Here is a 14,157-nt window from a genome sequence, read left to right as displayed (position 1 = left end):
AATGGCGATGTTCGGTTGTGCCTGAAATCAGCGTCCGGAGCGCGGCTCAGGCCGTCGCTTCGGTCTTGCCGTACTTGCGCGCGACATAGTCGCTCACGATCTGCTGGAATTCTTCGGCGATGTGCTCGCCGCGCAGCGTCTTGACCTTCTCGCCGTCGACGAAGACCGGCGCTGCGGGGTTCTCACCCGAACCCGGCAGGCTGATGCCGATGTTCGCGTGCCTGGATTCACCGGGGCCGTTCACGATGCAGCCCATCACGGCGACGTTCATCGTCTCGACACCCGGATACTCGCCGCGCCAGATGGGCATTTGCGCGCGCAGATAATTCTGGATCTGCGAGGCGAGCTCCTGGAACAGCGTGCTGGTCGTGCGACCGCAGCCCGGGCACGCGATGACCATTGGCGTGAACGAGCGCAGCCCCATGGTTTGCAAAATTTCCTGTCCGACCACGACTTCGCCGGTGCGCGAAGCACCCGGCTCCGGCGTGAGCGAAATGCGGATGGTGTCACCGATGCCCTGCTGGAGCAGCACCGAGAGCGCCGCCGTCGACGCGACGATGCCCTTCGAGCCCATGCCCGCCTCGGTCAAGCCAAGGTGCAGCGCGAAGTCGCAACGCTTGGCAAGCTCCTGGTAGACGGCGATCAGATCCTGCACACCGCTCACCTTGCACGACAGGATGATCTTGTCACGGCCGAGGCCGAGTTCGACGGCGCGTTCCGCCGAGCCGATGGCCGACTGAATGAGCGCTTCGTACATCACGCTCTGCGCTTCCCACGGCACCGCGCGTACCGCGTTCTCGTCCATCATGCGCGCGAGCAGGTCCTGGTCGAGGCTGCCCCAGTTCACGCCGATGCGCACCGGCTTGTCGTACTTGATGGCGGCTTCGATCATCTGCGCGTACTGCGTGTCGCGCTTGGCGCCCTGGCCGACGTTGCCCGGATTGATGCGGTACTTCGAGAGCGCCTCGGCGCACGCGGGATAGTCACGCAGCAACAGGTGGCCGTTGTAGTGGAAATCGCCGACGAGCGGCACCGTCACGCCCATGCGATCGAGTTGCTCGCGGACATGCGGCACGGCTGCTGCCGCTTCCGGCGTGTTCACCGTGATACGCACGAGCTCCGAGCCGGCCTGCGCCAGTTCCTTGATCTGAATTGCGGTACCGATCGCATCCGCGGTATCGGTATTGGTCATCGACTGCACGCGCACCGGCGCGTCGCCGCCGATCGTCACCAGTTGGCCACCCCAGCGCACATGCACGGCGTGCGACTTGCGGCGCGGCGCGTGACCGCCGAGGACCGGTTCGCTAGAACATATCTGGCTGTTGCTGGACGGGGATTGCGTTTCGCTTTGCATCGAAAAACCCATTTACACCTCGCGCGCGTTGGCACTATTGAGAAGCGCCACGCCGCGCGAATTGAAAAAGCATCGCGGCCTGCATGCGGTCGCGACACACGTCATGTCTCTATCAGGGCAGCACGAAGCGCGCGACATTGCCGCGCGCCGACGCATACTTCGATGCGTCGACCGGCTGACCGTCGATGGTCATCGACTCGATGCCGGCCTTGTTGCCCACCGTAATCCTGAGCGGCTCGACACCGGAAATCTCGCGTCCATCATTACCGTGGATCAACCCGGAGAAGAGTTCCTTGCCGTCTTTCTGGCGCACGCTGACCCAGGAATCCTGCGTCACGCGAATCGCGAACGTCGAAGCGCCAGGCGCCGCCGGCACCGAAGCGGCTTGTGCCGGTGCAACCGTTGCCACCGCTGCGGCGCTGGCCGGTGTGGCGTTCGCGGCAGGTGCGGCCACGGCCGCCTGCGGCGCGCTGGCCGGGCCTTGAGCAGCGGTGATCTGGCCGTTGACCTGGGCGTCCGTCTGACTGTTCGCGGCATTCGTGGTATTCGCGGCCTCCGCGCCTTGCTCGCCGCCCTGACCTTGCTCAGCCGCTGCGCCCGCTGTCGCACCGCCCCCCGTCGCGCCTTCGGCCACCGTCGCCGAAGCGGCGCCCGATTCGCTTTTCGCGCTGCTGGTCGAACCACCCGCCATCGACTTCAGACGTGCAAACCATGCCGACGATTCACCGCTATTCGTATGCCACATCGAGATCCCGATCACGGCGATCACGACGAGCGCCAGGCCCCACAACCACGATGCACGGCGCCGCGGCGCCCGCACCCCGCCGCCGAGCGAGAGCGAGACGCGCCCGCGCGGCAAGTCCGCACCCGCCGATGCGGGCATCGACAGGTCCGGCTGCGGCACGCCGCGCTCACGGCGCAGCGCCTGGGTAAGCGGCGTGGGATCAGCGCCGAGTAGCTTCGCATAGGCCCGCACCACGCCAAGCGCGAACGTCGCATCCGGAAGATGGCTGATGTCGCCCGCCTCCAGATCGCGCAGCTTCGACACCGCCACCTTCAGGCGCGCCGAGACGTCCTCGACCGACCAGCCTTTCGCCGTGCGCAACTGCACGAGGCGCGCCCCCACTGCGGCAAGCGTGTCAGGCACGGCCTGCACCGGCGACGGCGAGCCGTCGGATACCGAACGGCCTGCGTTGGTCTCTGTTCCGTCTGTCCCGAAAGGGTGCTGCGGCTCGCTCATCCCAAAGTCCTTGCGTCGATTCTTTTCTATCCCGGAACCGGCGGGCGCGCCGCGCCCGGCTTCGATTCGCAGACCGTTTATAACAAAATGCGCGGCCACTGTGCCGCATCCGATCGCTTCTGCAACGTTTCTTGTCAAACTCACCGGCGTTACTGCGTCATTCCCCGTGCAGCTACGCCGGCACTGCTTTTCGTGCCCTATTGCCTGGGCAATGCCTTTTTTCCGTCTTGCCCCGAATCCACTGCGTTCAGTGCTGAACCGGATGGACGTCGATTACCTTGCGGGCAGTACGCTCGGCAAGGCGCGTACGGTCCTTCACCTCACCAGCAAGCTGACCGCAAGCCGCGTCGATATCGTCGCCGCGCGTCTTGCGCACGGTCGTGACGACGCCCGCATCCATCAGAATCTGCGCGAAACGCTTGATCTGCTCCGATTTCGAGCGCAACAAGCCCGACTCGGGAAACGGATTGAACGGAATCAGGTTGAATTTGCACGGCACATCACGCGTTACCGCGAGCAACTGGCGTGCATGCTCCTCGGTGTCGTTAACGCCATCGAGCATGCAGTACTCGAACGTGATGAAGTCGCGCGGCGCGACCAACAGATACCGTTGGCAAGCGGCCATCAGTTCGCGCAGCGGGTACTTGCGGTTCAGCGGCACGAGCTCGTCGCGCAGCGCGTCATTGGGCGCGTGCAGCGACACCGCGAGCGCGACCGGCAGATCGGCACCGAGGCGGTCCATCATGGGCACGACACCCGAGGTCGAAAGCGTGACGCGCCGGCGCGACAGGCCGTAGGCGTTGTCGTCGAGCATCAGGCGCATCGCGGGCACGACTGCATCGTAATTCAGGAGCGGCTCGCCCATGCCCATCATCACGACGTTGGTGACGACGCGCTCACCCTTGCCCTCGCCGCCGGTCGCACGACCGCCCGCTTCTCCAAGCAGCGAGGCGCGCAGGGCGAACTCCGCCATGCGCAACTGACCGATGATTTCGGCGGTGCTGAGATTGCGTGAAAAACCTTGCTTGCCGGTGGAACAGAACCGGCAATTCACCGCGCATCCCGCCTGTGACGACACGCACAGCGTGCCGCGCGTTTCTTCGGGGATGAACACGGTCTCGACCGCGTTGCCGTTGCCGACGTCCACGAGCCACTTGCGCGTGCCGTCGGAGGAAACGTTGTCGGAAATGATGCCGGGCATGCCGATCGAGGCGCGCCCTTTGAGCTTCTCGCGCAGCGATTTGGCCAGATCCGTCATGCCGTCGAAGTCGGCGGCATTGTATTGATGAATCCAGCGCTGAAGCTGTTTGGCGCGAAACGGCTTCTCGCCCAGGCTCTCGCAATAGGCGACAAGCCCTTGAGCGTCGAAATCGAGAAGGTTGACGGTGGAACTGCTCGTCATGTCGAATCCTGCCATTTCAGTGCGAGAGCGCGTTCACCGCCGGATTCGAGGACACCCGGCACCGGGCAGTGAACGTGATCGCCGTTCGCGACCTATGCTGCTTGAACTACCGCTTACTTCGCGGAACTGCTTAGCGCGAGTAAACGTTGACTTCCGGGAAGAAGAACGCGATTTCGACGCGTGCCGTTTCAGCGGCGTCCGAGCCGTGAACTGCGTTGGCGTCGATGCTGTCCGCGAAGTCGGCGCGGATCGTGCCCTTCTCGGCCTTCTTCGGGTCCGTCGCGCCCATCAGGTCGCGGTTCTTCAGGATGGCGTCCTCGCCTTCCAGGACCTGGATCTGCACCGGACCCGAGATCATGAATTCGACGAGGTCCTTGAAGAACGGACGCTCTGCATGCACAGCATAGAACTTCTCGGCGTCAGCGCGCGAGAGGTGGACCATGCGCGAGGCAACGATCTTCAGGCCAGCGTTTTCGAAGCGGCTGTAGATCTGGCCGATCACGTTCTTTGCCACTGCGTCCGGCTTGATAATCGACAGGGTGCGTTCGAGCGCCATAAAAACTCCAGAAAATTAAGAGGTTACAGATTCAAATGAATCCGCAATTGTAGCATGTTCCCATGTATGATTGCGATTGAACCCCGTTAGGCCGACAGACTTGGCTTAACGGGCGCACATGCCGCGCCGCCGGGACTTTCAGCACCAGTTAAGCATGGGAGGCTACGCTCCCGGATGTAACGAAACTACGGTAGCGAAACTGTGTGGCACCCCGTTGAAACTCTGGGACACCACGCATATCTTAGGAGTGAGCGGATCGCGCAAATGCCGCGCGCCGCCTGCCACGCGTCTCACGCAAGGAGAAAGCATGAACGAGTACCCCTATAACTTCGGCCGCGGCGGCACCGTCGTCTCCGCCGAGACTCGCAACCGCGTACTGCGCAACACCTACTGGCTGCTCGCGCTGTCGATGGTGCCGACGGTGCTCGGCGCGTGGCTGGGTGTCGCCACGGGTTTCTCGCTGTTCGCCGCTACCAGCCCCACGATGAGCCTGCTCGCGTTCTTTGCGATCGCTTTCGGCTTCATCTTCGCCATCGAGCGCACCAAGAACAGCTCGCTCGGCGTGCTCGTGCTGCTGGGCTTCACGTTCTTCATGGGCCTGATGCTCTCGCGGCTGCTGTCGTTCATCCTCGGCTTCTCGAACGGCGCGTCGCTCATCATGCTTGCGTTCGGCGGCACCGGCGTGATCTTCGCCTCCATGGCCACCATCGCCACCGTCAGCAAGCGAGACTTCTCGGGCCTCGGCAAGTGGCTGTTCATGGGCGTGATCGTGATCCTGCTCGCAGGCATCGCGAACATGTTCCTGCACCTGCCGGCGCTGATGCTCACAGTGTCCGTGCTGGCCATCGTAATCTTCTCGGCTTATATGCTGTTCGACGTGCAGCGCGTCGTGAACGGCGGCGAGACCAACTACATTACGGCCACGCTCGCGATCTATCTGGACCTCTACAACGTGTTCACGAACCTGCTCGCGATCCTCGGCATTTTCGGCGGCAATCGCAATTGATGCCTGGCGGGGCCAAGACCGGCCTCGTCCCGCCTCAAACAAAAAGCCCATGACTCCTGTCATGGGCTTTTTTTCGTCTGCGAATCCATCTTGGGGCCGAATAACGTGAAGTCGGACTCAGAGAACGAGCCAATCGAAGCCCTCACCTTGCGTAGCGACCCCGATTTCAGTGATCGCGTTGCCGAGCGCAGCCGCGATGGCCGCGCGCGCGAGCTCCGGCGTGTTGTTTTGCTGGCTCAGATGCGCCGCGACCAGATGGCGCAGCTTCGAGCGATCGAGCGACGCGAGAATGCCGCCCGCGGCCTCGTTGTTCAGGTGGCCGTGCGAACCGCCAATGCGCGCTTTGAGCGATGCCGGATAACGGCTCGCCGCGAGCATTCCGACATCGTGATTGCATTCGAGTACGAGTGCATCGCAGCCGCTCAGCACGGCGTTGATATGCGACGTCGATTCGCCGACATCGGTCAGCACCCCGAGCCGGCTTGCACCGTCGTTAAAAACGAATTGCAGCGGTTCGCGCGCATCGTGCGGCACAGTGTACGGCAGCACGCCGAGCTCGCCGATTTCAACCACTCCGTCGCTCCAGAGGACGTTGAGCTCGACGCCGGCGTCGTCGGCGCCAACTGCCTGTGCCGTGCCCCAGCTCATGTAGAGCGGAATCGACCAGCGGCGCGCCAGCGTGAGCGCACTGCCGATATGGTCGCTGTGTTCGTGGGTGATGAGAATCGCGCTCAGCGTGTCGGCGGCAAGGCCCGCACGGGCGAGCCGCCGCTCGACTTCCTTCGCCGAGAATCCGCAGTCCAGCAGCACGCGCGTGGGCGTCGCGCCGCCGCCTGCCTCCACGACTAGCGCGTTGCCCTCGCTACCGCTGCCGAGGCTCGCAAAGCGCACGGCGGGATCAGTTCAGCTGGGAATGGAGTGCGGTCACGATGCGCTGCGCATCCGACGACGTATCCACCTGGCCGTTCTGGCCGAGCACCGCCACCTGGGTCGAATTGCCCGTCGAGCGCACCGAAATCATGTATTCCGGCCCCTGATTCTTCGTGGCTTTCTTCGGGTTGTAGAACAGCTTGCCGAGCAGGCCATCGCCCTTGAGTTCCTGCATGGAATCGGCGTAGCGCACATAATAGATGCCCTTCTCGCGGTCGCGGTTGTCGACCGTGAAATTGGTACGGTCGAGCGCGAGACCCACACGCAGCCAGGCCGTGTCGAATGCCTCGGGCAGATCGAGCGTGGTGCCGTCCGTGCCCGCCGCAACCTTGGCCGCGGCGGACGACGGACGCGCATCGGTCAGCAGTTGCTTGGACTGCGCGTCGGTCAGGCCGAACTTCTGCATGACCTTCGAGAGGAAAGCGGCTTCGAGGGCCGGATCGCGCGGACGCTCAACCCACTTCGACGAGGTCTTGTCCTGACCGGTCAGCACTTCTTCCATCGCGCTGTGCGTGATCGAGATGTCGGTCTGGCCGTTCGTGCCGCGCGTGACCAGCGTACGGAACTTGTCGCGCGTACCCGACGAATACGCAAAGTCGACCACGCGGCCGATCGTGCGGCGGAACCAGTCGTCCGGAATATTCGCGCGGTTTTCGGCCCAGTCCGTGGACATGATGCCCGTGGCCGGGGAATTGGTCGTGAGCGTGAAGCCGTTGTCGCTCCAGAATTCCTGCAGTTGCGGCCAGACGTCGTCGGGCGTGCGGCCGTCGATCACGAGCCAGCGGCGGTCGCCATCGCGCTCGACGTGCATGCCAAGCGGATCTTGCGCATTCGGCACGCCAAGCGTGGCGTTGCCCGCGCTCGTCACGGTGCGTTGCGCCGCACCGCCCAGTGTCACGGTGGGCGGCGGCGCGATGTACTTCTGGTCGCTCGGCACCGCCGACAGATCCTGCGGCACGGCCAGCGCCGGCGCGCTCGGCGTGTCCTTGTAGTTGACGCGATCCGACGCGAACATATCGTTCAGCGACTCGCAGCCCGCGAGCGAGCCGAGTGCGAGCGCCAGCACCGCCATGCGGGTGGCGTGGAGAGAAAGAACGGAACGTTTCATGTGGACCTTCGTAATACGGGAACGCTAAGCCTTGACCTGCCGGGAAATCTGTCGCCGATGGCTATCAGGGATAGCTACCGGCGATTGTGTCGTCGATCTGGGCGCTTGGCTCGTGGCGGCGTCGGTTGAAAATACGGCGTTTTCGGCTGGACCGGACTTAAGCCGGTCGGTCAGCCGATCAGACCAGCCTCGCGCAGCGCCGTGCGCACCACGTCGTGGTAACGCGCGTCGAGCGGCGTGAGCGGCAGACGGATGCCGCCTTCGATACGGCCGAGCTCCTGCAGGGCCCACTTCGCCGGAATCGGGTTCGATTCGATGAAGAGATTCTTGTGCAGCGACAGCAGCTTCAGGTGAATCGCGCGTGCGGTCTTCGCATCGCCCTCGAGCGCGGCGCGGCACAGCTCGCTCATCTGGCGCGGCGCGACGTTCGCGGTCACCGAAATATTGCCGTGGCCGCCCAGCAGCATGAGCGCGATCGCGGTAGGATCGTCGCCGCTGAAAATCTTGAAGCCTTCCGGCGCGTGCTTGATCAGATGCGCGGCGCGGTCGATATTGCCCGTGGCTTCCTTCACGCCGACGATGCCCGGCACCTGCGCGAGGCGCAGGATCGTCTCGTTCGACATGTCCGCGACCGTGCGGCCCGGCACGTTGTACAACAGCACCGGCAGGTCCACCGCTTCCGCGATTTTCGCGAAATGGCGGTACATGCCTTCCTGGGTCGGCTTGTTGTAATAGGGCACGACCTGGAGCGAAGCTTGCGCGCCGACATTCTTCGCAAGCTTCGTAAGTTCGATCGCCTCGGCCGTGGAATTGCCACCGGCGCCGGCGATGATCGGCAGACGGCCCGCAGCGTGCTCGACCGCCGTCTTGACCATCAGGATGTGCTCTTCGACGTCCAGCGTGGCGGACTCGCCGCTCGTGCCGACGACGACGATAGCATCCGTCCCCTCTTCCACGTGCCAGTCGATCAGTTTGCGAAATGCCGGCAGATCGAGGCTGCCATCTTCGTGCATGGGGGTGACGATTGCGGGAATGCTGCCGCGCAACGTAATGCCGTGCTGGGTGCCGTTAGCCATGAAACTTCAAAAGAATGAGTACGTTAAACCGCGATTGTAGCGGATTAGCCGGTCAGATCGTAACGCACCAGGGGTAGTACCTGAGTCGCAGCGCTGTTACCGGTTCTTTCGACCGTATCCGAGCCGCTCTGACGGGCAACGTTTTCCGCCGCCGAAGGGTGCGCCTCGCGCGTCTCGCGCTGGCGCATCTCGCGCACCGCACAGATGCGCTGGACAAATGCCTCCCGGGGTTGTGGGAGAAATCCGTCCTGGTAAGCAATCACGCGCAATGTAGGCGTACAAGCCGCCAGCAACTCGCCCGGCGCCAGCAGAAATGCCGGGTTCGAGGGCTTGCCGACCGTCTCGTTGCCTTGCGCAAAGGTTTCGTAAATTAGCACGCCGCCCGGCGCGAGTGCATCGACGAGACGCGGCATGAGCGGGCGATGCAGATAATTCGTCACAACAATGGCCGCGAAACGCGCGTCGTCCGGCAGCGGCCAGGGCGCGCCTTCGAGGTCGCACGTCAGCGTGGCGATGCCGTCGATATCGCGCATCGTCGCGAGCGCGGTGGCATCGCGGTCGAGCGCCGCGACCGGATGGCCGCGCCCCGCAAACCAGCGTGCGTGGCGCCCCGCGCCCGAGGCAACGTCGAGCACCGTGCCGCCCGGTGCGATCAAGTGCGCCCACTGACGCGCCCAGCCCGAGGGCTCCGAAAGTCCCGCGTGGGTCGGGCCTTGGGTCGCCCCAAGGCTGGCCGGCCCGGAATGAGCCAACCCCTTGGGCGCTAACGGCGTGCCGCGACCGGACGTGAGCGTCATCGCGAGCGCCTGCCTTAGTTGTACGAGAGGCCCATCGCCTCGCGCACGTCGCGCATGGTTTCGTTGGCAAACTTGCGCGCCTTGTCGCAACCATCCGCCACGATCGCGCGCAAGAGCGACGGATCGTCCATGTACTTCTGCGCGCGCTCGAGCATCGGCTGTTGCTCGCGCAGGATGCCCTCGATCACCGGCTGCTTGCACTCGAGGCAGCCAATGCCCGCCGAGCGGCAGCCCTTCTGCACCCAGTCGTGCGTCTCTGTGTCGGTGTAGACCTGGTGCAGTTGCCACACCGGGCACTTGTCCGGATCGCCCGGATCGGTGCGGCGCACGCGTGCGGGGTCGGTCGGCATGGTGCGGACCTTCTTCGTGATCGACTCGGCGTCTTCGCGCAGGCCAATCGTGTTGCCGTATGACTTCGACATTTTCTGGCCGTCGAGACCCGGCATGCGCGACGCTTCGGTCAGCAGCACCTGCGGCTCCGGCAGGATGATCTTGCGTGCGCCTTCGAGGTAGCCAAAGAGGCGCTCGCGGTCGCTCATCGAGAGGCTCTGCGATTCGGACAGCATCGCGCGTGCTTGCTCCAGCGCCTCTTCGTCGCCTTCCTGCTGATACGCATTGCGCAGTTCGTGGTAGAGCTTCGAGCGCTTGCCGCCGAGCTTCTTCGCGGCTTCGTTGGCCTTGTCTTCGAAGCCCGGCTCGCGGCCGTACATGTAATTGAAGCGCCGCGCCATTTCGCGCGCCATTTCGACGTGCGGCACCTGGTCCTCGCCCACCGGCACGAGCGAGGCGCGGTACAGCAGGATGTCAGCGGCCATGAGCACGGGGTAGCCGAGGAAACCGTAGGTGCCGAGATCCTTGTCACGCAGCTTCTCGATCTGCTCCTTGTAGGTCGGCACGCGCTCGAGCCAGGACAGCGGCGTGCTCATGCCGAGCAGCAGCGCGAGCTCTGCGTGCTCGGGCACGCGGCTCTGGATGAACAGCGTCGACTGGTTCGGATCGATGCCGGAAGCCAGCCAGTCGATCAGGACGTCCCAAACGTTCTTCTCGATAACCTCGGGCGTCTCGTAGTGCGTGGTGAGCGCATGCCAGTCGACCACGCAGAAAAAGCACGGGTACTCGGACTGAAGCCGCACCCAGTTTTTCAGCACGCCGTGATAGTGGCCGAGGTGCAGCGACCCGGTGGGCCGCATACCGGAAAAGATACGGTCTGGGAACATGATGTTATGAGAAGAGCGATACAAGGGGAGTAAGGATAGCCGTCACCACGTCGTAGCCGAGAGACACGAGCGGGCGCAGCCAGAAGCGCGTAAAGACGCCGCTCACGAGGAGCACCATCACAATGATGAAACCATAGGGCTCGAGGCGCGAGAGCGCAATGCTCGCGCGCGTGGGTAGGAGCGCCGCGAGCACGCGGCCGCCGTCGAGCGGCAGCAGCGGAAAGAGATTCAGCACGCCGAGCACCAGATTCACGCCCACGCCGGCGGCGGCCATGCGCGTGACGAATGGCTCCTCGACGCCGAACACCGCGAGCGCCACGCCGACCACGCCCCACAGCAGCGCCTGCGCGAAATTGCAGGCCGGTCCCGCCGCGGCGACCCACAGCGTGCCCCAGCGCGGATTGCGCAGATTGCCGAACGCAATCGGCACCGGCTTGGCGTAGCCGAACACGAACGCGCCGCTCGTCAGGAAATAGAGGATGAGCGGCATCGCGATCGTGCCGACCGGATCGATATGGCGCATCGGGTTGAGCGACACGCGTCCCAGCACATAGGCGGTGTTGTCGCCGAGCAGCCGCGCGACGTACCCGTGGGCGGCTTCATGCAGCGTGATCGCGAAGATCACGGGCAAGGCGTAGACGACGAGCGTCTGAATGATGTTGGCGTCCATGGCGGCGTATTGTAACAACGCGCTGTCTATGCGGAGCCAATACGCGGAACCGATTGGCCGTTGCACACGCGGGGCGTGCGCATCAGGCCGGTTCCTCCAGCCCGAACGGCGCCAGGTCACCCAGCCCCGCGCGTACGAGCACGGGCTCATCGCCGGTCAGGTCGATGACGCTCGACGACTCGCGCGGGCACGCCCCACCGTCGATCACGAGATCGAGCTGCTTCTCGAGACGCTCGCGAATCTCCTCGGGATCGTTGAGCGGCTCGGTGTCGGGCGGCAGGATCAGCGTCGAGGCGAGCAGCGGCTCGCCCAGTTCCTCGAGAATCGCGAGCGGAATCGCGTGACCCGGCACGCGCAGCCCGATGGTTTTGCGCGAGGGGTGCGAAAGCCGCCGCGGCACTTCCTTCGTCGCTTCCAGCACGAATACGTAGGGGCCCGGCGTCACCGACTTGATGAGCCGGTACTGACGGTTGTCCACCATCGCAAAATTCGCGAGTTCGGAGAGATCGCGCACCATCAGCGAGAGCAGCGCCTTGTCGTTGAGCCCGCGGATGCGGCGCAGACGCTCGGCGGCCTGCTTGTCGTCGATGCGTGCGGCGAGCGCGTAGCTCGAATCGGTGGGCAGCGCGATCACGCCGCCATCGCGGATGATCTGCACGGCCTGCTTGACGAGGCGCGGCTGCGGGTTCTCTGGGTGAAGCCGAAAAAACTGTGACATGGCAGTAATCAGCTGACGAAGGCAAGACGGGACGTGAAGCGCGCCACGAAATTCTGATGCAAGCGCGCAGCGGGACGAACGGGACAGCACGGAAACGAAGCACGACGGGCCGCGCAGGGGCGCAACGCGGTGATGCAAAAACGGCGGCAGAAGCGGCGGATGTGGGCCAGGGCAGCGGGTGCGGCGGGTGCGGCGGGTGCTGCCTATAGCCATCGCTCCCAGACAGGCTTGAGATCGGAAGGCAGCGGCGGCAGCGAGCCCGGCACGATCGCGTCCGGGCTGGGTGCGTGGAAGTCGGAGCCACGCGACGCCTCGAAGCCGAAACGGCGCGCAACGGCAGCATATTCGCCGTACTGGTCGGGCGTGTGGCTACCCGTGACGACTTCGATGGCCTTGCCGCCCAGGTCGATGAACTCGCCAAAGAACGTGTCGAATTCGAGCGGCGTGTAATGGTAGCGGCCCGGATGCGCGACCACGGCCTCGCCGCCTGCGGCCTTGATCCACGCAACGGCGTCCGCGAGTCTGGCCCAGCGGTGCGAAACATAGCCGGGCTTGCCCTCGCCCAGCCAGCGCGAAAACGCGTCCTGGGTATTCTGTGCCCGGCCCGATTCCACAAGAAAGCGCGCGAAGTGCGTGCGCGAAATCAAGTCGGGATTCGAGACGTACTCGAGCGCGCCTTCATAGGCGTTCGTGATGCCCAGGGATTCCAGACGCTCGCCGATTGCCTCGGCGCGCGCCGCGCGGCCATTGCGCGTGCGCGCAAGCCCATCGACCAGCGCCGTGCACTCGGTGTCGACATGCAGACCGACGATATGCACCGTGCGTGACGCCCACGTGACCGAAATCTCGACGCCGGTGAGATAGCGCATGCCCAGCGCCTCGGCCGCTGCGCGCGCCTCGCGCTGACCGCCCAGTTCGTCGTGATCGGTGAGCGCCCACAGCGTCACGCCGCCCGTCTTCGCCAGCTGTGCAACGGCAGCCGGGGCCATCTGGCCGTCGGAGACAGTGGAATGACAGTGGAGATCGGCGTTCATCGGAGGCTTAAAAAGAGTAACAGCCCATTTTACTGCAATGCGACGAAGACGTCGCAGGCGCCCAGCCAGCGGGGATGCGTCCTCCGGTGCCGGACAGCGGCATGGCTAGTCGGCGCAGAAGGCCTCGATGAGATGTGCGACGGCTTCGGGCTGATCGTGATGAATCATGTGACCCGCGTCGTCGATGAAACGCTCGCGCCAGTCGGGAAATGCCTCGAAGCGCTTCTTGAACGCGTCGATGGGCACCTTGCCCGCGATGCGCGCGAGCGTCTCCGACTGCCTGGCTTCCACGTGCAGCACCTTCGCCCGCACGCACGCCCACACCGCCATGATCTCTTCGAGGCGGTACAGCATCGGGTTGACGATCTTGTGCGCGGGGTCGCCTAGCAGCATGTAGCCGCTTTCGCCGTTCTTGCTGCCCGTCCCCTCCACCGGCTTCGACCAGTGCTGTGCGAGAAAGCGCGCACGCGTCGGCGCGAGGCGCGGATTCGTCTTCACGAGCCGCGCAGCCACGTCGTCGAGCGTGGCGTAGGGGCGCAATGGCGGCGGCGCGCGCATTTCGTCGAGCCATTGGCGCACGCGGCCCGGCGCCTGCGCAGGCACGGTAGCGGGCATGCCGAATCCCTCCAGATCGACCACGCGCCGCACGCGCTCGGGCCGCACGCCAGCATAGAAGCAGACGACGTTCGCGCCAAGGCTGTGGCCGACGAGATTCACCTCACCTTGGGGCGCGTAATGCTCGAGCAGCGCGTCCAGGTCGGCGACATAGTCGTGGAACCAGTAGCTGCCCCCGCCCTGCTGCGCCGCTGGCCAGTCGGACAAACCGAAGCCGCGCATGTCCGGCGCAATCACCTGCCAATTGCCGCCGAGCGCATCGACGACGAACTGGAACGAAGCGGCCACGTCCATCCAGCCATGCAGCATGAAGAGCGTGGGCGCGTCCTCGGCGCCCCAGCGACGCACGTGCAGGCGGATGCCGTTCACGGCGACGAATTCGGATCGGGAAAGATTCATTGCGCTCGCACAAAAACGAATGGTCGTTCGATTAT

13 protein-coding genes and 1 pseudogene are annotated in these 14,157 nt (G+C 64.6%); 1 reads left to right on the top strand and 13 read right to left on the bottom strand.

The annotated features are described in order from the left end of the window. Positions 1-46 precede the first annotated feature (46 nt). The 4 genes from ispG to ndk all read right to left on the bottom strand — a co-directional run bounded on the left by ispG (position 47) and on the right by ndk (position 4,552). Entirely contained in the window at positions 47-1,354 is a 1,308-nt protein-coding gene (gene ispG / locus L5014_RS08915) for a flavodoxin-dependent (E)-4-hydroxy-3-methylbut-2-enyl-diphosphate synthase (RefSeq protein ID WP_238463488.1), read from the bottom strand. A gap of 112 nt (positions 1,355-1,466) precedes the next feature. Next, on the bottom strand, positions 1,467-2,594 hold the full coding sequence (locus tag L5014_RS08910; RefSeq protein ID WP_238463257.1) for a helix-turn-helix domain-containing protein: 1,128 nt from the start codon (positions 2,592-2,594) through the stop codon (positions 1,467-1,469). 247 nt (positions 2,595-2,841) lie between these two features. Beyond that, the gene (gene rlmN / locus L5014_RS08905) at positions 2,842-3,996 is read right to left on the bottom strand and encodes a dual-specificity RNA methyltransferase RlmN (RefSeq protein WP_238463256.1); all 1,155 of its coding nucleotides are present in this window, start codon (positions 3,994-3,996) and stop codon (positions 2,842-2,844) included. A gap of 130 nt (positions 3,997-4,126) precedes the next feature. Further along, the gene (gene ndk / locus L5014_RS08900) at positions 4,127-4,552 is read right to left on the bottom strand and encodes a nucleoside-diphosphate kinase (RefSeq protein ID WP_238463254.1); all 426 of its coding nucleotides are present in this window, start codon (positions 4,550-4,552) and stop codon (positions 4,127-4,129) included. A 307-nt stretch (positions 4,553-4,859) separates the two neighbouring features. Here ndk and L5014_RS08895 point away from each other — a divergent pair, with 307 nt between their 5' ends. Beyond that, positions 4,860-5,558 (top strand): Bax inhibitor-1/YccA family protein, encoded by a 699-nt coding sequence (locus L5014_RS08895; protein ID WP_238463252.1) that lies wholly within the window; start codon positions 4,860-4,862, stop codon positions 5,556-5,558. Positions 5,559-5,675: 117 nt separating this feature from the next. On the opposite strand, the gene L5014_RS08890 is transcribed toward L5014_RS08895, so the two are convergent. The 9 genes and pseudogenes from L5014_RS08890 to L5014_RS08850 form a co-directional block, all read right to left on the bottom strand. Then, complete coding sequence (locus L5014_RS08890) at positions 5,676-6,449, bottom strand: MBL fold metallo-hydrolase (protein ID WP_238463250.1); 774 nt, start codon at positions 6,447-6,449, stop codon at positions 5,676-5,678. A 7-nt stretch (positions 6,450-6,456) separates the two neighbouring features. Further along, complete coding sequence (bamC, locus tag L5014_RS08885; protein WP_238463249.1) at positions 6,457-7,596, bottom strand: outer membrane protein assembly factor BamC; 1,140 nt, start codon at positions 7,594-7,596, stop codon at positions 6,457-6,459. Positions 7,597-7,766: 170 nt separating this feature from the next. Continuing rightward, a complete protein-coding gene (dapA, locus tag L5014_RS08880) occupies positions 7,767-8,672 on the bottom strand; it encodes a 4-hydroxy-tetrahydrodipicolinate synthase (protein WP_238463247.1) in 906 nt (301 codons plus the stop codon). Positions 8,673-8,860: 188 nt separating this feature from the next. Continuing rightward, positions 8,861-9,469, bottom strand: a pseudogene (locus tag L5014_RS08875) (class I SAM-dependent methyltransferase); the annotation flags it as partial. A 14-nt stretch (positions 9,470-9,483) separates the two neighbouring features. Beyond that, complete coding sequence (locus L5014_RS08870; RefSeq protein WP_238463246.1) at positions 9,484-10,686, bottom strand: tryptophan--tRNA ligase; 1,203 nt, start codon at positions 10,684-10,686, stop codon at positions 9,484-9,486. A 4-nt stretch (positions 10,687-10,690) separates the two neighbouring features. Beyond that, complete coding sequence (locus L5014_RS08865; RefSeq protein ID WP_238463244.1) at positions 10,691-11,356, bottom strand: site-2 protease family protein; 666 nt, start codon at positions 11,354-11,356, stop codon at positions 10,691-10,693. Between the two features lie 82 nt (positions 11,357-11,438). Next, positions 11,439-12,074, bottom strand: a complete 636-nt coding sequence (locus L5014_RS08860; protein ID WP_238463243.1) for an L-threonylcarbamoyladenylate synthase — start codon at positions 12,072-12,074, stop codon at positions 11,439-11,441. Positions 12,075-12,277: 203 nt separating this feature from the next. Further along, positions 12,278-13,108, bottom strand: a complete 831-nt coding sequence (locus L5014_RS08855; protein ID WP_238463241.1) for a 3',5'-nucleoside bisphosphate phosphatase — start codon at positions 13,106-13,108, stop codon at positions 12,278-12,280. A 105-nt stretch (positions 13,109-13,213) separates the two neighbouring features. Beyond that, positions 13,214-14,122: an alpha/beta fold hydrolase gene (locus L5014_RS08850; RefSeq protein WP_238463239.1), complete on the bottom strand. Its 909-nt coding sequence runs from the start codon at positions 14,120-14,122 to the stop codon at positions 13,214-13,216. Between the last annotated feature and the right edge of the window lie 35 nt (positions 14,123-14,157).

Source organism: Paraburkholderia tagetis, from assembly GCF_022213065.1.
In the GTDB taxonomy this organism is placed as follows: domain Bacteria; phylum Pseudomonadota; class Gammaproteobacteria; order Burkholderiales; family Burkholderiaceae; genus Paraburkholderia; species Paraburkholderia tagetis.
The sequence above is the reverse complement of the archived record's forward strand: the minus strand, read 5'-3'. Positions and strand labels throughout refer to the sequence as shown.